The following is a 24,616-nucleotide window of genomic DNA, read 5'->3' as shown; positions in this document are numbered from 1 at the left end:
TCAAATGACAACGATAGCTGAAAAATTCAAAGCCCTGGCGACAGACAACGCACCGGGCCAGGAAGCGCGACAAGGCGCCGGTGATACCGAAGGACTGATGCGGGGCGAAAGACTTTCAGGAGAGCCGGTTGATTTCTCGCATGGTGATGTCGATGCTTTTACGCCCCCGCCCGACGCGCTTGGAGCTTTCCTCGAAGGCGTCGGACAGGGCGGGCAGCAGGCTTATACCGAATATCGCGGCACACTCGACATTCGGCAGCGTGTCGCTGGCCATCTGGCACGCTTCACCGGCGCGCCGGTCGATGCCGAGGCCGGAATGATCCTCACGCCAGGCACACAGGGGGCGCTCTTTCTGGCGATGGCCGCGACGGTCGCAGCCGGGGACAAGGTCGCGATCGTGCAACCGGACTACTTTGCCAACCGCAAGCTCGCCGCGTTCCTCGGCGGGACGATCTGTCCCGTACGGCTTGACTACATGGCGGGCCAGAGCGCGGGGCTCGATCTGAACGATCTGCGCGCGGTGTTCGAGGCAGGGGCGCGGGTGCTGGTGTTCTCGAACCCCAATAACCCGACCGGTGCCGTCTATTCGCGCGAGGAGATTGCTGCCATTGCAGGGCTGGCCTCCGAGTTCGGGGCAGCGGTCATTGTCGACCAGCTTTATTCTCGCCTGTCATACGAGGGGACAGAGTATACCCATCTGCGGGCCGGGCAAATCGGCGCGGACCAAGTGATCACGATCATCGGTCCTTCGAAGACTGAGTCCCTCAGCGGTTACCGGCTGGGCGTGGCGTTTGGCGCACCCGCGGTCATCGCACGCATGGAGAAATTGCAGGCGATCGTTTCGCTGCGCGCCGCCGGCTATAATCAGGCGGTGTTCAACACCTGGTTCGAAGAACCGCAGGGCTGGATGAGCGAACGCATTCGGGTTCATCAGGCGATCCGGGATGATTTGCTTTCGGTGTTCAAGCAGGCCGGTATGTCGGTGCGGACTCCTCAGGCCGGAAGCTACCTGTTCCCCGAATTACCATCTTTGAGTGTGGAGCCGCAGGACTTCGTGCGTCTCCTGCGGCTTCAGGCGCATGTGATTGTGACACCGGGGTCTGAGTTCGGGCCGGATACCGCATCAAGCATCCGGCTGAATTTTTCTCAAGATCACGCCGCTGCGGTGGGGGCTGCGCATCGGATCGTCGAGATGGTACGTCGTTATGCGGACTGAGCACCCAAACGTCGGTCCTATCGCTCAGGGTAATTACACCCCTGCCCACCGCGACGGAGGAATGATCTATGTTTCAGGCATGACGCCGAGGCTAAACGGAGCCCTAATCCGGCAGGGGCCGTTCTTGCCCGACGCCGATCCTCAAGACTACCGGGAAGCCGTGCATCTGGCGGCGGAAAACGCGCTGCTGGCGGCGCACGCGCAACTTCTGGAGGGCGAGAGAATCGCTGCCATCGTCAATATGACGGTCTATGTCTTCTGTTCGGCAGATTTCACCACGCATTCCGCGATTGCCGATTTGGCATCGGAGTATTTCTACGAAATGCTCGGCACCGCAGGAATTTCCAGCCGTGCTGCCGTCGGTGTCAGCTCGCTCCCGGGTGGGGCACCTGTCGAAATCCAGATCATAGTGCGCGCTGTAACGGTATAAGCAATCAAGCGGCTTCCTCGTGTTCGCTGCCAACGGCAGCAGGCGATCTTTCCGCGAGTGCTCTGCAAATACTGGCAGTCGGTTGGGGTTTGACAGCACTTATCGCGGCTTCGGGTGCTGCGCTTGCAGTCATCAAATGGGCTGTGATGGCTTACTTGATCTGGCTCACTATACGCGTGATCAGAAAAGCAAAACCCGATGATCCCAAAACCAGAGGTGCGAAACGCAACATATCGCTCGGCAATCTCTGGATGCAAAGATTTCTCACGTCGGCCGCCAACCCAAAAGCCGTTGTCTTCTTTGCAACTCTTTTTCCGCAGTTCACATCTGCTGAGCAACCTTTCTGACCCCAATTTCTAATTTTGTCCGCGACCTATATCTTCATGGACGGGCTGTTGCTTTCAACCTACGGGGCCGGGGCAAGCTGGATCGCGGCGCGTTACAAAAAGGGCCGACAAAAGTCTGAATCGAACGCATCGGTAGCAGCTTCATGATTACTGTGGCATCGTTGAACGGCTGCTTTGATGCTGCGGGCACCCACTGAACCGCTAATGAAAATCTGCTGAACTTATTTGTGAAAAACGACACTTCTCGCTGGTCGATGTCGAACGCCACATGATCCCGGTGGAAGCCGCGCTGCTCGACCACCTCAAGGCCGCCGGGCTGGCGGCTAGACCGGTGCCGCGCTCGGAAAGCTGAGCGGCCCTGACCAAGCGCTCCGGGCCGGGCATCGGCGGGCGGATATCTGCGCCCGCGCGATGCGATCGCGGCGGATACTGGCGCGGCGGTGTCAGCGAGGCGGGCAAAAGACCCTCAGCGCCGGAATCTGAACCTGTTGACCCCCTCTCGTGCCATCACGTCGTGATGCACTGCCCGGCAAGGGCCAAACCGCCGGAATCCCCCCCGCATCGACCTCATGACCCGCTTCAACTGCCTCGGCCAAGCCGAGATCAAGCGCGGCACCCAAAGCGCGTTTCGACGACGACGCCTGCACCATGGCGGCTCTGTGAAGTTTTTGTAAAATAAGGATTTCCACGGATTTTGCGGCCCCTGCCCGATTGAAGTGTCAATATTTTATGAATTATTGAATTAACAAGAAATCGCGCCGGACACCTGCAGACACCCGGTGCAATCACCCAGAGCCCGCGCGTCACCGCTTCGCAAATTTTCTGATTTTCTCGGAGACACCATGACTTACCTGACCAATGCTGCTTCGGCGGCCGCCATTCTTGCGGCCATGGCAGCGCCTGCCTTTGCGGATTTCCAGCTCAGCGATCGCTACAGCGACGCCGATGGCGACCTGATCGCCGATATCCCCACCGATGCCGCCGATCTGCTCGATCCCTCGACGCTGATCTTTGCCTATACCCCGGTCGAAGACCCCGCCGTTTACGCCGAGGTCTGGCAGGGGTTCCTTGATCACATGAGCGAAGTGACCGGCAAGAAGGTCCAGTTCTTCCCGGTTCAGTCCAACGCCGCCCAGATCGAAGCCATGCGCGCCGGTCGCCTGCATGTCGCCGGGTTCAACACCGGATCGAACCCGCTGGCCGTGGCCTGCGCCGGTCTGCGCCCGTTTGCGATGATGGCCGCCGAAGACGGCTCTTTCGGGTATGAGATGGAAATCATCACCTACCCCGGTTCGGGCATCGAAGAGGTCAAGGATATCGCCGGGGGCGATCTGGCCTTTACCACCGAAACCTCCAATTCCGGGTTCAAGGCCCCCTCCGCGATCCTCAAGGCCGATTTCGGCATGGAAGCGGGCCGCGATTTCACCCCGGTCTTTTCCGGCAAGCATGACAATTCGATCCTGGGCGTTGCCAACAAGGATTACCCCGCCGCCGCCGTCGCCAATTCGGTCAAGGGCCGGATGATCGAACGCGATGTGGTCAGCGAAGATCAGTTCAACGTCATCTACACCTCGCAGACCTTCCCGACGACCGGCTACGGCGTGGCGCATAACCTCACGCCCGAGCTTCAGGACAAGATCAAGGACGCCTTCTTCAGCTTCGACTGGGAAGGTTCCGCGCTGGCCGAAGAATTCGGCAAGAGCGGCGAAGCGCAGTTCATCGAGATCTCGTTCCAGAAAGACTGGGATGTGATCCGCAAGATCGACGATGCCAATGGCGTCGCCTACGACTGCCAATAAGCGCGTTCACATCACACCGGCAGGCGGGCCCCATGCCCGCCTGTTTTCAATTCGGGAAAACCGCCATGCTTCGATTGACCAACCTGTCGAAAACCTATCGGACAGGGGACAAGGCGCTGAACGATGTCAGTTTCGAGGTCCACAAGGGCCAGATCATCGGTCTGATCGGCCCCTCGGGCGCCGGGAAATCCACCCTGATCCGCTGCATCAACCGTCTGGTCGAACCCACGGGCGGCGAGGTGCGGCTGGGCGAGGTCAATCTCGTGAGGCTTGGCAAATCCGATCTGCGTCGGCAGCGGCGGCGCATCGGCATGATCTTTCAGGAATATGCGCTGGTCGAGCGGCTGTCGGTGATGGAAAACGTGCTCTCCGGTCGCCTTGGCTATGTGCCGTTCTGGCGCAGCTGGCTGCGCCGCTTTGAAGGCCATGACATCCAGCGCGCTTATGAATTGCTCGACCGGGTCGGTCTGCTGCAACATGCCGACAAGCGCGCCGATGCGCTGTCGGGCGGGCAGCGCCAGCGGGTCGGTATTGCCCGCGCCCTGATGCAGGACCCCGACCTGCTGCTGGTCGATGAACCCACCGCCAGCCTCGACCCCAAGACCAGCCGCCAGATCATGCGGCTGCTGACGGAAATCTGCTCTGAACGCGGGCTGCCGGCCATCGTCAACATCCATGACGTGCCGCTGGCGCAGCACTTCATGCAGCGCATCATCGGGCTGCGCGCCGGGACGGTGGTGTTTGACGGCGTCGCCGAGGCGCTGGATGAAACCGTGCTGACCGAGATCTACGGCGCCGAAGACTGGAACGCCCTGCGCCCCGAAACCCCCGCCGAACCCGCTGAACCCGCTGAACCCGCCAGAGCGCCGGTCGAGGTTCCCGCATGACCGCCCCCGCCTACCCCAAGACCTGGCGCCGCCCGCCGCAGATCCTTGCGAACCGGCGCATCCGCATCGCCATCCAGATTGGCGTGCTGATCTATCTCGTGCTGGCGGTCGGGTCGATCGAGGTCAACTGGCTGCGGGTCTTCGAGGGCCTCGAGCGCGGCCAGCGCTTCGTCATGGGCTTCCTGTCGCCGGATTTCACCAGCCGCTGGCGCGACATTCAGCAAGGTCTGGTGGAAAGCCTGACCATGACGCTGACCTCGACGGTGATCGGGGTGGCGCTGTCGATCCCCATCGGCATCGGCGGGGCGCGCAACATGGTACCACGCCCGGTCTATCTGGTCTGCCGCTCGGTCATCGCGGTCAGCCGCGCGCTGCAGGAAATCATCGTGGCGATCTTTCTGGTGGCGATGTTCGGCTTTGGCCCGTTTGCCGGGTTCCTGACCCTGACCTTTGCCACCATCGGCTTTATCGGCAAGCTGCTTGCGGATGAGATCGAGGAGATCGACGCCTCTCAGGTCGAGGCGATCCGCGCCACCGGTGCCACATGGCCGCAACTGCTGGTCTATGCGGTGCAACCGCAGGTGATGCCCCGGATCATCGGCCTGTCGCTGTACCGGCTCGACATCAATTTCCGCGAAAGCGCGGTGATCGGCATCGTCGGCGCGGGCGGCATTGGCGCCACGCTGAACACCGCCATCGACCGCTATGAATACGACAGCGCGGGCGCGATCCTGCTGATCATCATCGCCATCGTCATGGTGGCGGAATACAGCTCCAGCTATCTGCGAAAGTTCCTGCAATGAGCACGCCTGCGCATATTTCCCCCGTCTGGATGCGCCGCACATCGCGCCAGTCCCTGTTGCTCTGGCTCGGCTGGCTGGCGCTGGTGGCGCTGTTCGTCTGGTGCTGGCAGGTGATGACACAAAGCACCATCTGGGCCTTTGTGCTGGATGCCCCCGATCAGGCGGCGGACATCGGATCGCGGATGCTGCCGCCCGAATGGGGCTACCTGCCCGAGCTGATTCTGCCACTGTGGGACACGCTGAACATCGCCACGCTGGGCACGGTGGGCGGCGTGATCATGGCGGTGCCGGTGGCGTTTCTGGCCGCGCGCAACACCACGCCATCGGCCACCTTCCTGCGCCCCGTCGCGCTGTTCATCATCGTGGCGTCGCGGTCGATCAACGCGCTGATCTGGGCGCTGTTGCTGGTGGCGATCATCGGCCCCGGCCTGCTGGCCGGGATCATCGCCATCGCGCTGCGCTCCATCGGCTTTGTGGGCAAGCTGCTTTACGAGGCGATCGAGGAAACCGACGCCCGCCAGATCGAGGCGATCACCACCACCGGCGCTGGCCCGGCGCAGGTGCTGACCTATGGCATCGTGCCGCAGATCATGCCGTCGTTCTGGGGCATCTCGGTGTTTCGCTGGGATATCAACATCCGCGAAAGCACCATCCTCGGGCTGGTTGGCGCCGGGGGGCTGGGGCTCAAGATGAATGCCTCACTGGCGGTTCTGGCATGGGATCAGATCACCGTGATCCTGCTGCTGATCCTTGGCACCGTCGTGCTGAGCGAAGCGCTGTCGGCCAAGCTGCGCAAGGCGATCATCTGATCCTCAAGGGGGCGGGCGTGACGTGCGCCCCCTACAGCGATTGCGCCAGCATCCAGTCGACAAAGGTGGTGATGTCCTTGCGGCCCCGGATGTCATCGCGTTCCACCAGCGTGAAGTTCGACGACATCGACAGATCAAGGTCAAACGGCGCCACGAGGCGGCCCGCGTCAAGATCGCTCTGGGCAAAGCTGCGGCTGATGATGGCGCAGCCGCGCCCGGCCGAAAGAATCTGCAAGGCGATCAGCGAGGAATCCGCCTTGATCCAATGATCATGGCGCGGCCCGTCGAGGCCATATTTCAGGAACAACCGGTCCCAATCGGTTTCAGAGCCGACGATGGTGACGATGGCCGCATCCTGCAGCGCCTCATGGCTCAGCGTCGTGCCAAGGCTGCCCGCGTAATCGGGATGGCAGACGATGGTGGCATCGCGCACCGGGATCGGATGCACGTTCTGCTCGCTCCAGCCGTCTTCCCCGAAGCGGATATCAAGATCGACCCCCGCGCCGGTGATCCGGTCGGACCAGACGGCGGTCGACAGTTCGACGTCGATCTCCGGGTGCAGGCGGGAAAACTCGTGCAGGCGCGGCGCGAGGATCAGCGCGGCAAAGGAAATCGAACAGCGCACCCGCACCACCGATTTGCTTTGAATGCGAAACAGCCCATCCGTCGCCGATTGCATTTCCACAAAGGATTTGCGGATCGGAATCGCATAGGCCAGCCCGACATCGGTCAGCTGCACCCCCTTGGCGAGCCGTTTGAACAGCTGAATCCCCAGATGCTGTTCCAGCAGCCGGATCTGCTGGCTGACCGCCGCCGGGGTCAGGCTAAGCTCATCCGCGGCCGAGCTGAACGAGCTGTGACGGGCCGCCGCCTCGAAGGAGCGAAGCCAAGTGACGTGGGGCAACCTGCGCATGAAGGATCCGCTGTAATTCGGCGCGATCATGGGGCGCGCGCCCCGGATTGGCAACGCGATCTGCTCAAAAACCTATGGGGCCTCAGCGGTCAAAGCCGTTGTTTGTACTTATTCCGGGCAGCTGTCTTGTTGCAGGGGCGGCGAATGCGCCATGCGGAAGGCGATGCGATGAAGACCAGTGACTATGACTATGTGATCGTCGGGGCGGGATCGGCTGGCTGCGTGCTGGCCAACCGGCTTTCGGAAAACCCGGCGCTGCGGGTGCTGGTGCTGGAAGCGGGCGGCAGCGACCGGCGTTTCTGGGTCAAGGTCCCGGTCGGATACGCCATCAACTACGCCAACCCGGCGCTGAACTGGGGCTATCACAGCGATGCCGAAGACGCGCTGAACGGGCGCGCCAGCTATTGGCCGCGCGGACGGGTCATCGGCGGGTCAAGCTCGATCAACGCCATGGCCTATATGCGCGGTCAGGCGCGGGATTTCGATGACTGGGCCGCCGCCGGGGCCTCGGGCTGGGATTGGGCAGCGGTGCGCGCCGCCTATGCCCGGATCGAGACACAGTCGGATCGCCCCAAGACTGGTGGCCCGGTCTGGGTGCAGAACCTGACGGACCAGATGAACCCGTTCTCGCATCATTTCCTCGCCGCCGCGCGCGAGGCCGGTTACCGCACGCTCGATGATCTCAATCAGGACAATTCCGAAGGGCTGGGGTTTTACCGCAGCAATGTGCGCAACGGCATGCGCTGGTCGGCGGCGGATGCCTTCCTGCGCCCGGCGTTGAAACGGGCGAACCTGACGCTGGAACAGCGCGCCCATGTGCTGCGGCTGGAATTCGACGGCGCGCGCGTCAACGGCTTGAGCTATGAGCAAGGCGGCAAGACCCATCGCGTCACGGCCCATAAAGAGGTGATCCTGAGCGCCGGGGCGATCAATTCGCCGCAGCTCATGCAGCTGTCTGGGCTTGGCCCGGCGGCTTTGCTGAAGGCGCATGGCATCAAGGTACACCGCGATCTGCCGCAGGTCGGCGAAGGCTTGCAGGATCATCTGGCGGTGTCCTACCAGTTCCGCGCCGCGCAAGACACGCTCAACGCCATCCTCGGGCGGCGCAGCGGGCGCCTGCTGGCGGGCATGCGCTATGTCCTGACGCGGCGCGGCCCGCTGACGGTGCCGGTCAATCAGGTCGGGGGCTTCGTGCGCTCGGCTGGGGCGGCGGCCCCGGATGTGCAATTGTTCTGCAACCCGGCCTCTTACGAGGTCACGCCCGACGGCAAGGTGGTTCTGGACCGCGATCCGGGCTACCTGCTGTCGGCGCAGCCCTGCCGCCCGACCAGCCGCGGCTCGGTGCGGATCCGCTCTGCCGATCACCGCGAGGCCCCGGCGATCCGCCCCAACTCGCTGGCCACACAGGCGGATCGCGACGCGGCGGTGCGCGCCAGCCGGGTGCTTCATGCGCTGTCGCAAACCGATGCGCTGCGCTCGGTGACATCTGCGGCCAAGCTGCCATCGCTTGAGACCATGGATGATGCCGCCATGCTGGACGAATTCCGCAACCGGGCCTCGACGGTCTTTCATCCCAGCTGCACCTGCCGGATGGGGCAGGATGCGCAGGATTCGGTGATCGACGCGCGGCTCCGGGTGCATGGCGTGCCCGGCCTGCGCATCGCCGACGCCTCGGCGTTTCCCAACATCACCTCGGGCAACACCAACGCCCCGACGATGATGCTTGCGCTGCGGGCGGCGGACATAATTCTACAGGACGCGGGCTGAGCCGCGCCAAAGACAGGAGGGCACATGCGCCTCGACAAACTTGAAACCTTCGTGGTCGGCAACGCGCCGCCCCGCCATGGCGGGCGCTATTTCATCTTCGTGCGTCTGACCACGGCCTGCGGCATCACCGGCGTGGGCGAGATCTACAACGCCACCTTTGGCCCGGATGTCTGCTGCGCCATGGCCCGCGACATGTTCACGCGCCATTTCGAAGGCGCCGATCCGCAGCAGATCGAACTGCTGTTCCGCAAGGCCTATGGCGCGGGATTCACCCATCGCCCGGATGTCAGCGTGATGGGCACGTTCAGCGGGCTGGAAATGGCCTGCTGGGACATTCTGGGCAAGGCCGCCGACAAGCCGGTTTACGATCTGCTGGGCGGGCGGGTGCACGACCGGCTGCGCAGCTATTCCTACATCTATCCGCAAAGCGGCGACGTCTACCCAGACCCCAACACCCCCAACAGCTACAATGATGCGTCGATTGCGGCGCAGATCGCATCGGATATGTGCGATCAGGGCTTCACCGCGCTGAAATTCGACCCCGCCGGCCCCTATACCATCTTCGATGGCCACCAGCCGCGGCTGGAAGACATCAGCCTCAGCGTTGCCTTCTGCCGCGAAATCCGCGCCGCCGTGGGCGAGCGGGCCGATCTGCTGTTCGGCACCCACGGCCAGTTCACCGTGTCGGGGGCCAAGCGCATGGCGCGGGCTCTCGAACCCTTCGATCCGCTGTGGTTCGAAGAACCCCTGCCCCCCGAAAGCCCCGCTGACATGGCGCAGGTCGCCGCCTTTACCTCGATCCCGGTGGCGGCGGGCGAGCGGCTGTGCACCAAATATGAATTTGCCCGCCTGCTGGAAACCGGCGCCGCGTCGATCCTGCAGATGAACCTTGGCCGCGTCGGTGGCCTGCTTGAAGCCAAGAAGATCGCCGGCATGGCGGAAACCCGGCAGGCGCAGATCGCGCCGCATCTCTACTGCGGGCCGATCGTTGCCGCCGCCAATATCCAGATTGCCACCTGTTCGCCGAATTTCCTGATCCTTGAAAGCATCGGCACCTTTGATGGCCCCTACATGCAGGCGGTCAAGGGCGGGATCGACTGGGAAGACGGCTATGTCATCCCGTCGCGCAAGCCGGGCCTCGGGCTGGAACTCGATGACGAGGCCATCGCACGCATGCCCTACACCGAAGCCGATCTCCATCTGAACATGGACCAATCGCACGTCACCCCCTGACGGAGGAAGAATATGATTACCCTCGATAAATTCTACATCAACGGCGAATGGGTCAGCCCGGACGCGCCGCAGGACATGCCGATCCTGACGCCCTCGACCAATGCGCAGGTCGGGGTGGTGTCGCTTGGCAATGCGCTCGATGTCGACCGCGCCGTCGCCGCCGCCAAGGCCGCCTTTGAGACGTTTTCCCTGACCTCCAAGGACGAACGCCTGACGCTGCTGCGCCGTCTGGCCGACGTCACGCGGGCGCGGCTTGATGATCTGGGCCGGGCGATCTCGATGGAGATGGGCGCGCCCGCCACCATGGCGCGCGCGGTGCAGGCGGAATCCGGTCTGGGCCATCTTGAGGCGTTCATCGCCGCGCTCGAAGCGCATGACGAGGAAGAGACCCTGCCCAATGGCGATATCGTCAGCTACGAGCCGATCGGTGTCTGCGGGTTGATCACGCCGTGGAACTGGCCGATCAACCAGATCGCGCTCAAGGTCATTCCGGCGCTGGCCACCGGGGCGACCTGCGTGCTCAAACCGTCTGAGCACACGCCGCTGTCAGCGCAGATCTATGCCGAGATCATCCACGAGGCGGGCTACCCCGCCGGTGTGTTCAATCTGGTCTTTGGCGAAGGCCCCACCGTCGGCGCCGCCCTGTCGCAGCATCCCGACGTGGCGATGATGTCCTTCACCGGCTCGACCCGCGCGGGCAGCGCGGTGTCGCGCGACGCCGCCGCCACCATCAAGCGCGTGACGCTGGAACTTGGCGGAAAATCCCCCAATATCATCTTTGCCGATGCCGATGTGGATGCCATGGTGGCCCAAGGCGTGGCGGAATGTTTCGACAACACCGGCCAGTCCTGCAACGCCCCCACCCGGATGCTGGTGGAACGCAGCGCCTATGCGCGCGCGCTAGAGGTCGCCCGCAGCGTGGCAGAACATCAGGCGGTGGACGATCCGGCGCTCGAGGGCGATCACATCGGCCCGCTGTTCGATCAGATCCAGTATGACCGGGTGCAGGCGATGATCCAGACCGGCATCGACGAGGGCACACGCCTGCTCGCGGGCGGTCTCGGGCGCCCTGACGGGCTGGCGCAGGGGCTTGAAACCGGCTGGTTCGTGCGTCCGACCATCTTTGCCGATGTCACCCCCGAGATGACGCTCTGGCGCGAAGAGGTGTTCGGCCCGGTGCTGGTGATGGCGCCGTTCGACACCGAGGAAGAGGCCATCGCGCTGGCCAATGACACCGATTACGGCCTTGATGCCTATCTGTCGACTGGCGATGAGGCCCGCGCCCTGCGCGTGGCGCGCCGCCTGCGGGCCGGAGGCATCCATATCAACGGGCGCGGCTCGGATTACGGCTCGCCCTTCGGCGGCTTCAAGCAATCGGGCAACGGGCGCGAAGGCGGCCGCTTCGGGCTCGAAGACTACCTTGAAGTCAAGGTGCGCCCGCCCTTCGCGGTGTAACCTCCGGCCAAAAACAAAAACGGGCGCAAGAGTGATCTTGCGCGCGTTTCCTGTTGCGCGCCCCCGGCATCGCAGCCGGGGGGCACAGGGATCATTCCGCAGCGGTTTTCGCGCCCACCAGCGTGGCCAGCGGCGCGGACAGGCCGGTCGGGATCACCTCGTAGCCCTGCTCTTCGGGTTCGTCATCGGTCATTTCGGCCGGGAAGCCCGGCGCGGTGATCGACAGGCCGGTGGCCTCTTCGAGGCGGCGGATGATGTTGGGCGACAGTTCGCGCTCGCCAAAACGGGCGATGCCGTCGTTGAAGATTTCAACCATCAGCGGGCTGATTTCCAGCGGCACACCGGCCTGATCGGCGATCTTCTGGAACAGGCCGATGTCCTTCTTCACCAGATCCATGGTGAAGGAGATGTCGCGCGAGCCGTTCAGGATGACCTGGCTTTCGGTCTCGTGCACGAAAGAGGTGCCCGACGAGATCTTCATCGCCTCGTAGGTGGTGTTGAGATCCATGCCCGCCGCCTTCATCGTCACCAGCGCTTCGCAGCAGGTCAGCAGGTTGGCGGTGGCAAGGTAGTTGGTCATCACCTTGAGGATCGACGCGGTGCCGATATCGCCAGTGTGCAGCACCCGGCGGCCAAGCGTGGTCAGCGTCGGCAGCATACGCTCGAACGTGGCGCGATCGCAGCCCGCGAAGATCGAGATATTGCCGGTGTCGGCCCGGTGGCAGCCGCCCGAAACCGGGCATTCCATCGCCGATCCGCCCTGCGCCTTGACCAGATCCGACAGGCGCTTGACCTCGCCAGCGTCGGTGGTCGACATTTCCATCCAGATCTTGTCCGCCGTCACCGCCGGCAGCATCGCCTCGACCACCGCCGCAGAGGCCGCGGGCGAGGGCAGGCAGGTGATCACCGCGTCGCAATCCTGCATCAGCGCCAGCGGCGTGGTGCCGGGTTTTGCGCCACGCGCGACGAATTTCGCCACCAGCGTCTCGTCAAGATCATGCACGGTAAGGTCGAAACCGTTTCTCAGCAAACTGCCCGCAAGTTTGCCGCCAACATTGCCGAGACCGACGAAGCCGATTTTCATCTGTGGAGAGTCCTTTTGTAAGGTTTGGTATGTTCTTCGCCCCGCAGCCTGAGGCAGTTCGAAACATCCGTAAAGCAACGGCATTTGGCCCAATGGGGCCAGTTCTGTTGCGGGCAGGGGCGCGCCCTGAAAACACCAACGCCCGCCACCGGGATGCGGGGCGGGCGTTGGCCGATGTGTCAGGGCGCGGGCCTAGTCCTGTGCGCCGGCGCGATGCTCGATGACCGATTCCAGCCAGCCCAGCTTCATCTCGGGGACCGAGGCGAGCAGAAGGTCGGTGTAATCGTCGAAGGGCGGGCTCAGCACCTGCGCCTTGGGCCCGTAGCGCACCACCTTGCCGCGATGCATCACCGCGATGCCATCGGCAATCGCCCGCACCGTGGCCAGATCGTGGGTGATGAACATGTAGGCCACGTCTTCCTGCGCCTGCAGATCCAGCAACAGCTTCAGAATGCCGTCGGCCACCAGCGGATCAAGCGCCGAGGTGACCTCGTCGCAGATGATCAGCTTGGGCTTGGCGGCCAGCGCGCGGGCGATGCACACGCGCTGTTTCTGCCCGCCCGACAGTTCGGCGGGGTAGCGGTCGATGAAATTCTTGCCCATCTCGATCTGGTCGAGAAGCTCCTGCACGCGCTTGCGCTTTTGCGCCCCGCGCAGACCAAAGTAGAATTCCAGCGGCCGTCCGATGATGGTGCCGACGGTATGGCGCGGGTTCATCGCGACATCGGCCATCTGGTAGATCATCTGCAATTCGCGCAGATCATCCCGCGTGCGGGTTTCCAGCTTGTCCGAAAGCCTGCGGCCCGCAAAGGTGATCGCCCCCTTGCTTGGGGGCAGCAGCCCGGTGATGGCGCGGGCGAGGGTCGATTTCCCCGATCCGCTTTCCCCGACGATGGCCAGCGTCTGTCCCTGCGCGATCTCGACCGACACGTTCTTGAGCACATCCTGAGACAGGCCGGGATAGCGCGCCGTCAGATTCTTGATCTGCAACAACGGCTCGGCCGCAGGCGGCTTGGCCTCGTGGTCGATGGATCTCACCGAAACCAGCGCGCGGGTATAATCCTCGCGCGGGGCCTCGATGATCTGCTGCACATCGCCGTGTTCAACCGTCCGCCCGCTCTTGAGAACCATGATCTCGTCAGCGACCTGGGCCACCACCGCAAGGTCATGGGTGATGTACAGCGCCGCCACCCCGGTGTCGTGGATCGCCTTCTTGATCGCGGCAAGCACGTCGATCTGGGTGGTCACATCCAGCGCCGTCGTCGGCTCGTCGAAGATCACCAGCGAGGGGCGCGGGCACAGGGCCATCGCCGTCATCACCCGCTGCAACTGGCCGCCAGAGACCTGATGCGGATAGCGCTTGCCGATGGTTTCGGGGCTCGGCAGGCCGAGCTGACGAAACAGGTCGATCGCCCGGTTTTCCGCCTCTTCCCGGTTGGCAAGGCCACGGCGCAGGGTGGTTTCGATGACCTGATCGATCAGCCGCATCGCCGGGTTGAAGGCCGCAGCGGCGGATTGCGCCACATAGGTCACCTCGCCGCCGCGCAGCTCGCGCAGGCCGCTTGGCCCTTCGCTCAGGATGTCGCGGCCATTGAGGAACATCTGCCCCCCGGTGATCCGCACGCCGCCGCGCCCGTAGGCCATGGCCGACAGGCCGATGGTGGATTTGCCAGCGCCGGATTCACCGATCAGCCCCAGCACCTTGCCCTTTTCGAGGGTGAAGGACACGCCATGCACGATGGTGATGTCCTTTGGCGGCTCGCCAGCCGGATAGACCGTTGCGCCGATTTTCAGGTCTCGGGCATCAAGCAGGATCTCATCCATCGCGGCCTCCTTTCAGGCTGGTCGTCTTGTTCAGGATCCAGTCGGCCACGAGGTTGACCGAAATGGCCAGCGTCGCGATGGCAAAGGCGGGGATCAGCGCGGCGGGAATGCCGTAGATGATGCCATCCTTGTTTTCCTTCACGATGCCGCCCCAGTCGGCTAGCGGCGGTTGCACGCCAAGGCCCAGGAACGACAGGGTCGAGATGAACAGCACCATGAAGATGAAGCGCAGGCCCATTTCGGCCACCAGCGGCGACAGGGCATTGGGCAGGATCTCGTGGAAGATCACCCAGCGGCGGCCTTCGCCGCGCAGCTTGGCCGCCTCGACGTAATCCATCACGTTGATATCGACCGCCACGGCGCGGCTGAGGCGAAACACCCGGGTGGAATCCAGCAGCCCCATGACGAGGATCAGCACGAGGAGCGTCACCGGCATCACCGACAGCACCACCAGCGCAAAGATCAGCGTCGGGATCGACATCATCAGGTCGATGAAGCGCGACAGCACCTGATCGGCCCAGCCACCCATCACCGCAGCCGTCAGGCCAAGCGTGGCCCCGACGGCAAAGCTGAGCAGGGTCGCGGCGGTCGCGACCAGAATCGTGGTCTGCCCGCCATAGATCAGCCGGCTGAGCAGGTCGCGCCCGATGCTGTCAGTGCCGAGCCAATGCTCTGCCGAGGACGGCTCCCACACATCGCCGACGACTTCGGCCATGCCATAAGGGGCGATGAGATCAGCAAAGATCGCCCCGATGAAATACAGGGCCACGAACAGCAGCCCGACCAGAGCGGATAAGGGGATGCTCCTCATTTGCGATGCCTCAAACGGGGGTTGGAAAGGATGGACACAATGTCGGCCAGCATGTTCAGGCCGATATAGACGGCGGCGAACACCAGACCGCAGGCCTGCACCACCGGCACATCACGCTTGGTGACATGGTCGACCAGATATTGCCCCATGCCGGGAAACACGAAGACGACCTCGACCACGACAACCCCGACCACAAGATAGGCAAGGTTGATCATCACCACGTTGACCACCGGCGCGATGGCATTGGGAAAGGCATGGCGGGCGATCACCGTGATCGGGCGCAGGCCCTTGAGCTCGGCGGTTTCGATATAGGCCGATTGCATGACGTTCAGGATGGCGGCGCGCGTCATCCGCATCATGTGGCCCAGCACCACCAGCACCAGCACCAGCACCGGAATGGCGATGGCCTGAAACTTGTCGAGCAGGCTCATGCCCTCGTGGATCGTCGAGACCGAGGGGAAGATCTGAAATTTCACCGTCAGGAAATACATGGCGATGTAACCGAGCATGAATTCCGGGATCGACACCGAGGTCAGCGTGACGCCAGAGATCAGCTTGTCGGGCCATTGCCCGCGATAGCGCACCGCGATCACGCCAAGGATGATGGCCAGAGGCACGGCGATCACCGCGGCGGAACAGGCAAGGAACAGCGTGTTGGACAGGCGGCCAGCCATGGCGGTGGCGATATCCTGACCATTGGTCAGCGCGGTTCCAAGGTCTCCGCGCAAAACCCCGAACAGCCAGTCGAAATAGCGCGTCATCGCCGGTTCGTTCACGCCCAGCTGTTCACGAAGATTGGCCAGCGCCTGAGGAGTGGCGCTTTGCCCTAGGATCGATTGCGCCACATCGCCCGGCAGGATCTCGGTGCCCATGAAGATGAGCACCGAGGCGGCAAGCAGCAGCAGCAGGCCCAGCGTAAGACGCTGGGCCAGAAGTTTCAGGATAGGATGTCGCAACACGTCAGCCGACCAGCCAGGTCTTGTGCGGGGCGAGGCCGTTCATGGTGTCCTGGCCGCCGTCGGCGACCCAGCCCTGAACCTTGGTGCTCATGCCTTCGACGAAATCGTTGAACATCGGGCAGATCACGCCGCCTTCGTCATGCAGGATTTCCGCCATCTGATCGTAAAGCCCGATGCGCTTTTCCTCGTCAAGCTCGGCCCGTGCCTCGAGCAGCAGCGCATCGAACGCCTCGTTGGAAAAGCGGGTATCGTTCCAGTCGGCGGTCGACAGATAGGCGGTCGAATACATCTGGTCCTGAACCGGGCGCCCCCCCCAGTACGAGGCGCAGAACGGCTCTTTGTTCCAGACTTCCGACCAGTAGCCATCATTGGGCACGCGCTGGATTTCCAGCGGAATGCCCGCAGCGGCGGCGGATTGCTGGAACAGCGCGGCGGCATCGACAGCCCCCGGGAAGGCGCCATCGGCGACCTTGAGCACGATCGGGCTGCCATCATGGCCGGACGCCTTGTAATGCTCTGCGGCCTTTTCGATGTCGTAGTTGCGCTGCTCCAGCTTGCCCGAGAACAGCGGATAGGCGGCGTTTATCGGGGTGTCGTTGCCGATCGTGCCATATCCCTGAAGGATCTTGTCGACCATTTCCTGGCGGTTGATGGCGTATTTCAGCGCCAGCCGCAGGTCCTTGTTGTCGAAGGGCGCGGTGTCGCAATGCATGATGAACACGTAATGTCCGCGGCTCGCGACATTGGTGACATTGATGTTGGGCGCGCGCGACAGCAGGCTGGCGACCTTGGGCTCGACGAGGTTGGCGATATGCACCTGACCCGATTGCAGCGCCGCCATCCGGGCGGTGGAATCGTTGATGATCAGGAATTCAACACCATCGTAATGGCCCCGCGTGTCATCCCAGTAGTTTTCGTGCTTCTCGAAGGTATAGCGCACGCCGGCTTCGTGGCTGACGATCTTGTAGGCGCCAGCGCCGATGCCGTCCGCCGGATTGTCACGCCCGCCGCCGGGCTGGATCTGCAGGTGGTAATCCGAGAACAGGTAGGGCAGGTCGGCGTTGGCGGTGTCAAGGTTCACCACCAGCCAGTCGCCATCGATGCTCATCGACTCGATGCCCTGCATGATGCCAAGCGCACCCGATTGCGACTCTTCGTCGGAATGGCGCTCGAGCGTGGCCAGCACGTCCTCGGGGGTCACCATCTCGCCATTGTGGAATTCAACGCCCTGACGGATCTTGAAGCGCCATGTCTTGGCGTCGGGCGAGCTTTCGATCTCTTCGGCAATGCGCATGTCGAGCGAACCGTCGGGGCTGACATCGACAAGGGTTTCCCCGAAGGTGCGCAGCACGTGGAAGGTAACCGAGTTGGCCGCCAGCGCCGGATCAAGGCTGTCGCTGCTCTGCCCGCCGCCAAGGCCCATCTTGAGCGTGCCGCCCTTGACCGGTTCCTGCGCGTTGGCCTTGCCGGCGAACATCAGGTTGGCACCGGCCACCGTCATCGCGGCGGCAGACGCGGTTCCAAGAAATCCACGGCGGCTGATGCCGGGCAGCGCAATTGTGTCCCGAAGGTTTTTCAGTTTGTCAGTCATGGTTTTTTCCCTGTTTTTGTTGGATTGTTGATCTGTTTGCGCATCGCCCCGTCGCGGTTTCCCGGGGGCATGTGGACCTGTCCACAAAGACGTGGAATGGCGTCATCATAAAGACGCGGGGGATGTCGTGGTCATGTTCAAAGCCGCGCAGCCGGGCTTTCAAGGCGAGGGTATCGCCGAGGGGCTGCAACTGTGCCCTGATCCGCTGCGGCGTGTGATCGATGCGCAGTCTTTGGGCGGTTTGGCGCGGGCCGCACAGGCCTCGCCCCGGGGCGCTCGCACATGCCGTTGGCAGGGCACCGCGCAGAAAGGGTGTTTCAGTATAAGCCAGAGGAGGATCTGCCGTTGCGCTCACCGGGTGCCCCCCTGCGCGCAAGGCATGGCAGCCGGGCACCGCGCAGCGCCGCCAAAGAGGACACCGCAGGCGATCAAAGCTGGCACCGTTTGATGGACCCGGTGCCCGTGTCGGCCCGCCGTATCCGGCGGGGCAGAACCGTGCTTTTCCAAAGATCGTGCCGCAAGGCGCCAATGGCGAAGAATTTGAATTTCGTCAGGCGCACGGGCTTTCGTTCTCTTTGTTGTCGGGTTGGCGATGAACCTGAGACAGATCCAAAACCCAGTAAAGCAATGTCATTTGACCCAATGGGGTCGCTCTGATTGGGCCAGCCCCCTTGTCGCAGCCCGTGCCATGCGCAGACCACGCAGCCCGGTGACGGTCTGCGTCGGGATCATTGCGTATCCGTTTCCTCACAGACCCAGTCGACGAAAACGCGCGCATCTTGCGATGGCACGGCCGCGGTCGTTACATAATAGGCGGTGCCAAGATCGACCGTTCCCTCCGGCCAGTGCCTTAGCGCGCCTTCTTGTACGGCCCGCCCGGTGATCGAGCGCCAGCCCAGCATCAACCCACGCCCATCATAGACCGCCTGTGCGGCCTGAACGTAGTTGTTGAAACTCTGCCCGCCACCACGAGGGCGCGAGGTGCCAGTTGCTTGAAAATAATCCTCCCAACCGGCCCAATGCTGATTATACGGACTGCGCACATGAATCAAGGGTGCCGTCGAAAGACCGACCCCCTCGGCCAGCAGGCGCTCCACCAATGCGGGCGCCCCGACCGGGCAGATCAGCTCGTCGAACAGCTTGCGCGTCTTCCCTTCGCGCCACCCGCCGGTGCCGTAGCGCAGGGCAACGTCGATCCCCGGCGTCAGCACCGGCAGATCCGTCGCGGGCGCCTGCACGTTCACGGTGATGTCCGGATGGGCTGCGTAAAAAGACGGCAGACGCGGCATCAGCCAGTAGGTTGCCATGCCCAGAGTGCAGGAAACGGTGACCTGCCGCTCCCCCGATGTGTTGAGCGCCCGGATGTCTTCCAGCGTTGACGAGATCCGCGCCAGCCCCTCGCGCACCCCCCGCGCCAGCATCTCGCCAGCTTCGGTCAGCCGCGCGGGTCGCACCGAGCGATCGATCAGCCCCACCCCCACATGATCCTCAAGCGCCCGCAACGCCTGACTGACAGCCGGTTGCGTCACGTTCAGACGGGCCGCGGCATCGCGCATCGAGCCATGGCGCGACAGCGCCTCGAAAGTCACCAGAAGACGAAGGGGGGGCAGGCGTTCCATGCGGTCCAGTTTAAGCTGTGGCTTATATTATCTTCAGACTAACCGATCTGTTGGCGAACGGGAATTGATGGAATGCTCCACCCTGTCAAAACCGCCTCCCTCCTCCCTCATGAAACGCAGAGAGATCCGCAGATGAACGACCTCAGCTCTCCGATCACCGCTTCCCATGCCATCACGCTTGGCGAAAAGGGGCTCGACATCACCCTGCCCGACGGCAAGGCGCATTACTTCAACTACTACTGGCTGCGCGACAACTGCCCCAGCTCGTTCAGCCCGGTGACGCGCGAGCGCAGCTTCGACATCTTCCACCTCGAGACGGCACCGCGCGCCGCCTCCGCCGTGGTCGAGGGCGAGGCACTGGTGATCGCATGGGACGGCGAAGATCACGTCACCCGGATGCCGCTCTGCTGGCTGGAAACCTATGCCAATGGCGGCACCCGCAAGGACCCGGCCGACCTGTCGCGCACCCCGTGGTTCGGCGATCATTACCCGTCGGTGCCGCGCTTCTCGCAGCCCGAGCTGGTCGCCAGCAACGAGACCCGCGCCAAGTGGATAGAGGCAATGCTGGTGCACGGGTTCACCATCGTCACCGACATGCCCGACAGCGACGAAGGCCTGACCCAGACCGCCGAGCTGATGGGCTTTGTGCGCCCGACCTTCTTTGGCACCTATTTCGATGTGAAGACCCACATCAACCCGACCAACACCGCCTATACCGCTGGCGCGCTGGAGCTGCACACCGACACCCCCGCCGAGGAATTCGCGCCGGGCATCCAGTTCCTGCATTGCCGCGCCAACACCGTGCAGGGCGGCGAGAGCCTCTATGCCGATGGCGTCGCCGTGGCCAATGATTTCCGCAAGCGCGACCCCGAAGGCTTCAAGCTGCTGTCCGAGATCGCCATCCCCTTCTTTTGCGAGCATGACACCTATGATGCGCGCTCGCGCCAATATGTGATCGAACTTGACCAGTATGGCGAAGTGTCCGGCCTGACCATCAGCCAGCACATGGCGGATATCTTCGATCTCGACCAGAAGCTGCTGGATGATTACTACCCCGCCTTCTGCCGCTTTGGCCGGATGCTGCAGGAAGACAAGTACATGATGCGCTTCCTGATGAAGGGCGGCGAATGCATGGTGTTCGACAACCACCGCATCGTGCATGGCCGCGCCGCCTATACCGCGACCAGCGGCGATCGCTACCTGCGCGGCTGCTATGTCGACCGTTCGGAAATGCGCTCGACCTATCGCGCGCTGGTCAGCGAAGGGCGGTTCAAGGCATGAACGCCCCGGTAACCCCTACCAACACCGAGGCGCAGCTGCGCGCCGAGCTGGCAGATGCGTTTCGCATCTGCCACATGCTCGGCTGGTCCGAGAGCGTCGGCAACCATTTCAGCGCCGCGGTGTCGGCGGATGGGCAGCAATTCCTGCTGAACGCGAAATGGCAGCATTTCGACACCATCGCGCCCGCGGATCTGCTGCTGCTCGACAGCCGCAACGAAGCCACCCCCGAGGGCGTCGATGCCTCGGCCTGGTGCGTGCATGGCACCTTGCACCGCCGCCTGCCCGAGGCGCGCGTGGCGCTGCACGCCCATTCTCCCTATGCCACGGCGCTGGCCTGCCTTGCCGATCCCACCATCGTGCCGATCGACAACAACACCGCGCGCTTTTACGGGCGCACCGCCTATGACCTGTCCTTCGGCGGCATTGCCGATGCCACCGAAGAGGGCGAGCGGATTGCCGATGCCATCGGCGACAAATCCGTGCTGGTGATGGGCAACCACGGCGTCACCATCGTGGGTGAGACCGTAGCCGATGCGTTCGAGGATCTGTATTTCTTCGAAAAGGCGGCGCAGACGCTGATCCTTGCCCGCTCCACCGGGGCGCCGCTGGCGGTGCTGTCCGATGCGGTGGCGCAGAACACCGCCGATGGCTGGCGCCCCTACCGGGGCATGGCGGCAAAGCATTTCGCCTATCTGCGCAGCAAGCTGCCAGCACTGGCCTGAGCTTCGCGGCGGCCCCTTTCGGGGGGCCGCTGGCTTGCGCCTATTCCTGCCCGATGAACATGCGATTCTTGGCTGCGGTGATATGGGCGCGCATTGCCGCCTCGGCCTGCTCTGGCTGCTCTGCCCGGATCGCCTCGATCACCGCGCGATGCTCTGCCAGAACCCGTTCCTGCCGCTGCGGCGCATCCAGCATGGTCAGCGAGCGCGACAGCTCTACCCCGAAGGCGATCTGCTGGCGCAGCGATTCCAGCGTTGAGACAAAGAACAGGTTGTGCGACGCCCGCGCCACCGCAAGGTGAAAGCGCTGGTCGGCGTCGATGCCGGGCTGCTTGTCGTTGTAGGTGGTTTCCAGCGCCTGAAACGCCTGCTCGATCTGAACGAGGTCGTCGTCGGTGCGCCGCCGCGCCGCCCATCCGGCAGCTGCCCCCTCGACGTCGATGCGAAATTCATAGCAGCGCTGGATGTCGGTGATCGAGCCAAGCGGCACGAAGCTGACCACCTTGCTGTCGGGGCGGCGGATGACATAGCTGCCAGAGCCGCGCCGCGACTGGATCATGCCATCGCTGCGCAGCCTTGCCAGCGCCGCCCGCACCACCGGGCGCGAGACGCCGAATTCGTGGCGCAGGGCCTCTTCGTTGGGCAGGCGGCTGTGCAGCTCGTAGGTTTCGTCGGTGATCCGCGCCAAGAGCTGATCGTAGACTTGGTCGGCCAGCGATGGTTTCCCGGCGTCGGTCACCGTTTCCTCCTGTTTGGCGGGGTCAGATCGCGACACCCGCCGCGCGATAGATGTCTTCCATAAGCCGCAACGTCTTCAGATTGTCCAGCCGATCGGTCTGGAACGCCCGTCCGCTGCGCAGCCCTTCGGTGAAATCCGTCACAGCGCCGGTGAAACAGGCCTGATAATTCGCAGCAAGGTCATGCAGCGACACGTCATCGGGGCTCGACAGCAGCGTGATGCGGTCGCGATCATAGATCAGCGTATCGGTTTCGCCCAGCAATTCCAGCCGGTCCGCCGGCAGCGGCGGATGACCGGGCGCGGCAATATCGGCATCGATGACCACCAGCGCCCCGTCGTCCGAGCGCAGCTGGATCAGCGCCACGTCCTCGCCCTTGAGCGCCGGGTTCATCCGGTCCAGCGTGGCGCTTTCGACGCGCATCTCTCCGAGAATGGCGCGCAGCGCATCCAGATGGTGGATCAGCACCTCGAACACCAGCAGGCGGCGGAAATCGGCAAGATAGGGCTGGCGGCCCAGCAGGAACGGCTGCTTGCCCGGGTAATCCAGCACCGCCGAGGCCCGCACCGTCAGGCGGGCGTGGCGCAACCGGCCCACCTGCCCCGCGGCCATGCGCTGCGCCAGCTCGGCGTAATGCGGGCGGAAGCGGTAGTTCTCGTGGATCATAAATCGCACCCGCTCGCCGACATCGCCGATCAGCGCCTCGGCCTCGGCCACCGTCGGGGTCATCGGCTTCTGGCACATCACATGCACGCCGCGATCCGCCGCCAGCCGCACCAGCGGCGCGTGACTGCCGACCGGGGTGATGATGTCGACCGCATCGGGGCGCGTGGCGTCCAGCATCTGCACCATGTCGGTGAACACCTCGGGGATGCCGAAGGCCTCCGCCTGCTGCTCTGCCTTGCTCTGGTCGGGATCGCAGATCGCCACGATCTCGACGCCTTGCTGCGCCTGCCACCCCTTGAGGTGAAACTGGCTGATCGCCCCCGCACCCGTGATTGCAACCTTGAGCCTGTCGTAGCCCATTGCCGGACCTCCCCTGAACCGTTCTTTCAGCGAGTACTAGAATACTAGTCTTGACATATCAAGGCGACATGTGACACATCCTTACAAATATCGCCGAACGGAGAGTCTCCAGCCGGCGGTGTGCGACGCCTGTCGCAGCCGAGGGGGAGCTTTGGCTGCGGCGGTATGAAACTGGCCGGACCGCGCGAGGACACAGAGCGGACCGTCCAATTTGCCCAAGCCGGGCACGTGATCCATGGGAGGATGACATGACAGATTCTTATAATACCTCGCGCCGGGGCTTTCTGGCTGGTGCCGCATCGGTTTCGGCGCTTGGCCTGATGGCCGGTCCGGCCTTGGCCGCGGATTACCCGACGCGCCCGGTCACGATGATCGTGCCATGGGGCGCGGGCGGCGGCACCGATGCCACCGGCCGGATGATCTCGGCGCTGCTCGAGCGGCGCCTTGGCCAGCCGATCACCGTGGTCAACCGCACCGGCGGCGCTGGCGTCATCGGTCACTCGGCCATCGCCACCGCTCCGGCGGATGGCTACAACCTTGGCGTTGTCACGGTCGAGATCGCGATGATGCATCACCTCGGCCTGACCCAGCTCACCCACGAAGATTACACACCGCTTGGCCTGATGAACGCCGACAGCCCGGCGATCACCGTATCGTCGAACAGCGACTATCAGGACATCGACAGCCTGACCGAAGCCGTGGTGAATTCCGAGCCGGGCACGTTCAAGGCATCGGGCACCTCGCAGGGCGGCATCTGGCACCTTGCGCTGGTGGGCTGGCTGCAATCGCTCGGGCTTGACGGCAACCACGTGATCTGGGTGCCCTCCGAAGGCTCGGCCCCGGCGATGCAGGATCTGATCGCGGGCGGCATCGACCTCGTGACCGTGTCTCTGGGCGAGACCAAGGCGATGGTCGACGCTGGCCGCGCCGTCAATATCGCGCTGATGGGCTCCGAGCGCGCCTCGAGCCACCCGGATGTGCCGACGCTGATCGAAACCGGCGCCGCCGATTTCGCCCTTGCCACATGGCGCGGCATCTGCGGCCCCAAGGACATGCCGCAAGAGGCCGCCGACGCGGTGTCCGCCGCGCTGGCCGAGATCGTGGTCGACCCCGAGTTCGTCGAGTTCATGAACGGGCGTGGCTTCAACATCTCGTATCTCGACCCGGCGGCACACGCCCAGATGATGGCCGACGCCGACGCGCAGATGGGCGAGACCATGGCCGCCGCCGGCCTGATCAAGCAGCCCGGCTGATCGCCATCCAATGCAGCGCGATCGGGCCTCGTGGCCCGGTCGCCCGTTCTGAA

Annotated in this window: 22 protein-coding genes; 13 read left to right on the top strand and 9 right to left on the bottom strand. The window is 63.7% G+C overall.

Going from position 1 to position 24,616, the window contains the following annotated elements; translation table 11 throughout:
* Positions 1-4: 4 nt before the first annotated feature.
* From Q4543_RS06340 to phnE (Q4543_RS06310), 7 genes are all read left to right on the top strand, one after another.
* The gene (locus Q4543_RS06340; protein WP_303436951.1) at positions 5-1,216 is read left to right on the top strand and encodes a pyridoxal phosphate-dependent aminotransferase; all 1,212 of its coding nucleotides are present in this window, start codon (positions 5-7) and stop codon (positions 1,214-1,216) included.
* Positions 1,206-1,646 carry a RidA family protein gene (locus Q4543_RS06335; protein ID WP_303436949.1) on the top strand — a complete coding sequence of 147 codons (441 nt, stop codon included), beginning with the start codon at positions 1,206-1,208 and terminating at the stop codon, positions 1,644-1,646. The genes Q4543_RS06340 and Q4543_RS06335 overlap by 11 nt, the downstream gene beginning before the upstream one ends.
* Positions 1,643-1,993 carry a LysE family translocator gene (locus tag Q4543_RS06330; protein ID WP_368502153.1) on the top strand — a complete coding sequence of 117 codons (351 nt, stop codon included), beginning with the start codon at positions 1,643-1,645 and terminating at the stop codon, positions 1,991-1,993. Before Q4543_RS06335 ends, Q4543_RS06330 begins: the two co-directional genes overlap by 4 nt.
* Before the next feature lie 890 nt (positions 1,994-2,883).
* Positions 2,884-3,792, top strand: coding sequence for a phosphate/phosphite/phosphonate ABC transporter substrate-binding protein (gene phnD, locus Q4543_RS06325; RefSeq protein WP_252737545.1), 909 nt, complete (start codon positions 2,884-2,886; stop codon positions 3,790-3,792).
* 65 nt (positions 3,793-3,857) lie between these two features.
* Positions 3,858-4,679 carry a phosphonate ABC transporter ATP-binding protein gene (gene phnC, locus Q4543_RS06320; RefSeq protein ID WP_303436948.1) on the top strand — a complete coding sequence of 274 codons (822 nt, stop codon included), beginning with the start codon at positions 3,858-3,860 and terminating at the stop codon, positions 4,677-4,679.
* Positions 4,676-5,482 carry a phosphonate ABC transporter, permease protein PhnE gene (gene phnE / locus Q4543_RS06315; RefSeq protein ID WP_303436947.1) on the top strand — a complete coding sequence of 269 codons (807 nt, stop codon included), beginning with the start codon at positions 4,676-4,678 and terminating at the stop codon, positions 5,480-5,482. The genes phnC and phnE (Q4543_RS06315) overlap by 4 nt, the downstream gene beginning before the upstream one ends.
* Positions 5,479-6,291 carry a phosphonate ABC transporter, permease protein PhnE gene (gene phnE, locus Q4543_RS06310; protein ID WP_303436946.1) on the top strand — a complete coding sequence of 271 codons (813 nt, stop codon included), beginning with the start codon at positions 5,479-5,481 and terminating at the stop codon, positions 6,289-6,291. The genes phnE (Q4543_RS06315) and phnE (Q4543_RS06310) overlap by 4 nt, the downstream gene beginning before the upstream one ends.
* Positions 6,292-6,322: 31 nt before the next feature.
* On the opposite strand, the gene Q4543_RS06305 is transcribed toward phnE (Q4543_RS06310), so the two are convergent.
* Positions 6,323-7,204 (bottom strand): LysR substrate-binding domain-containing protein, encoded by an 882-nt coding sequence (locus Q4543_RS06305; RefSeq protein ID WP_303436945.1) that lies wholly within the window; start codon positions 7,202-7,204, stop codon positions 6,323-6,325.
* 144 nt (positions 7,205-7,348) lie between these two features.
* Between Q4543_RS06305 and Q4543_RS06300 the strand changes: the two genes are divergently transcribed.
* From Q4543_RS06300 to Q4543_RS06290, 3 genes are read left to right on the top strand one after another with little or no spacing between them, the layout of a single operon-like run.
* Positions 7,349-8,971 (top strand): GMC family oxidoreductase, encoded by a 1,623-nt coding sequence (locus Q4543_RS06300; protein ID WP_303436944.1) that lies wholly within the window; start codon positions 7,349-7,351, stop codon positions 8,969-8,971.
* 24 nt (positions 8,972-8,995) lie between these two features.
* Complete coding sequence (locus Q4543_RS06295) at positions 8,996-10,204, top strand: mandelate racemase/muconate lactonizing enzyme family protein (protein WP_303436942.1); 1,209 nt, start codon at positions 8,996-8,998, stop codon at positions 10,202-10,204.
* 12 nt (positions 10,205-10,216) lie between these two features.
* Positions 10,217-11,659 carry an aldehyde dehydrogenase family protein gene (locus tag Q4543_RS06290; RefSeq protein WP_303436941.1) on the top strand — a complete coding sequence of 481 codons (1,443 nt, stop codon included), beginning with the start codon at positions 10,217-10,219 and terminating at the stop codon, positions 11,657-11,659.
* Positions 11,660-11,750: 91 nt separating this feature from the next.
* Here the strand turns inward: Q4543_RS06290 and Q4543_RS06285 are convergent, their stop codons facing one another.
* From Q4543_RS06285 to Q4543_RS06260, 6 genes are all read right to left on the bottom strand, one after another.
* Positions 11,751-12,743: an NAD(P)-dependent oxidoreductase gene (locus Q4543_RS06285; protein ID WP_303436940.1), complete on the bottom strand. Its 993-nt coding sequence runs from the start codon at positions 12,741-12,743 to the stop codon at positions 11,751-11,753.
* Positions 12,744-12,935: 192 nt separating this feature from the next.
* Positions 12,936-14,567 carry an ABC transporter ATP-binding protein gene (locus Q4543_RS06280; RefSeq protein ID WP_303436939.1) on the bottom strand — a complete coding sequence of 544 codons (1,632 nt, stop codon included), beginning with the start codon at positions 14,565-14,567 and terminating at the stop codon, positions 12,936-12,938.
* On the bottom strand, positions 14,560-15,378 hold the full coding sequence (locus Q4543_RS06275; protein WP_216003780.1) for an ABC transporter permease: 819 nt from the start codon (positions 15,376-15,378) through the stop codon (positions 14,560-14,562). The genes Q4543_RS06280 and Q4543_RS06275 overlap by 8 nt, the downstream gene beginning before the upstream one ends.
* A complete protein-coding gene (locus tag Q4543_RS06270; protein WP_303436967.1) occupies positions 15,375-16,334 on the bottom strand; it encodes an ABC transporter permease in 960 nt (319 codons plus the stop codon). Before Q4543_RS06270 ends, Q4543_RS06275 begins: the two co-directional genes overlap by 4 nt.
* A gap of 4 nt (positions 16,335-16,338) precedes the next feature.
* Positions 16,339-17,928, bottom strand: coding sequence for an ABC transporter substrate-binding protein (locus Q4543_RS06265; RefSeq protein WP_303436937.1), 1,590 nt, complete (start codon positions 17,926-17,928; stop codon positions 16,339-16,341).
* A 728-nt stretch (positions 17,929-18,656) separates the two neighbouring features.
* Positions 18,657-19,547 carry a LysR substrate-binding domain-containing protein gene (locus Q4543_RS06260; protein ID WP_303436936.1) on the bottom strand — a complete coding sequence of 297 codons (891 nt, stop codon included), beginning with the start codon at positions 19,545-19,547 and terminating at the stop codon, positions 18,657-18,659.
* Between the two features lie 132 nt (positions 19,548-19,679).
* Here Q4543_RS06260 and Q4543_RS06255 point away from each other — a divergent pair, with 132 nt between their 5' ends.
* Together Q4543_RS06255 and Q4543_RS06250 are read left to right on the top strand one after the other, a co-directional pair.
* Positions 19,680-20,828, top strand: coding sequence for a TauD/TfdA family dioxygenase (locus Q4543_RS06255; protein ID WP_303436934.1), 1,149 nt, complete (start codon positions 19,680-19,682; stop codon positions 20,826-20,828).
* Entirely contained in the window at positions 20,825-21,550 is a 726-nt protein-coding gene (locus tag Q4543_RS06250; RefSeq protein WP_303436932.1) for a class II aldolase/adducin family protein, read from the top strand. Before Q4543_RS06255 ends, Q4543_RS06250 begins: the two co-directional genes overlap by 4 nt.
* 40 nt (positions 21,551-21,590) lie before the next feature.
* On the opposite strand, the gene Q4543_RS06245 is transcribed toward Q4543_RS06250, so the two are convergent.
* Both Q4543_RS06245 and Q4543_RS06240 read right to left on the bottom strand, forming a co-directional pair.
* Positions 21,591-22,286, bottom strand: coding sequence for a FadR/GntR family transcriptional regulator (locus Q4543_RS06245; RefSeq protein WP_303436931.1), 696 nt, complete (start codon positions 22,284-22,286; stop codon positions 21,591-21,593).
* 22 nt (positions 22,287-22,308) lie between these two features.
* Positions 22,309-23,310 (bottom strand): Gfo/Idh/MocA family protein, encoded by a 1,002-nt coding sequence (locus Q4543_RS06240; protein ID WP_303436930.1) that lies wholly within the window; start codon positions 23,308-23,310, stop codon positions 22,309-22,311.
* Positions 23,311-23,558: 248 nt separating this feature from the next.
* On the opposite strand from Q4543_RS06240, the gene Q4543_RS06235 reads away from it, so the two are divergent.
* Complete coding sequence (locus tag Q4543_RS06235; protein ID WP_303436928.1) at positions 23,559-24,563, top strand: tripartite tricarboxylate transporter substrate binding protein; 1,005 nt, start codon at positions 23,559-23,561, stop codon at positions 24,561-24,563.
* Positions 24,564-24,616: the final 53 nt, after the last annotated feature.

The sequence above is a fragment of the Salipiger sp. 1_MG-2023 genome (assembly GCF_030547555.1).
Classification (GTDB): Bacteria; Pseudomonadota; Alphaproteobacteria; order Rhodobacterales; family Rhodobacteraceae; genus Salipiger.
The sequence above is the reverse complement of the archived record's forward strand: the minus strand, read 5'-3'. Positions and strand labels throughout refer to the sequence as shown.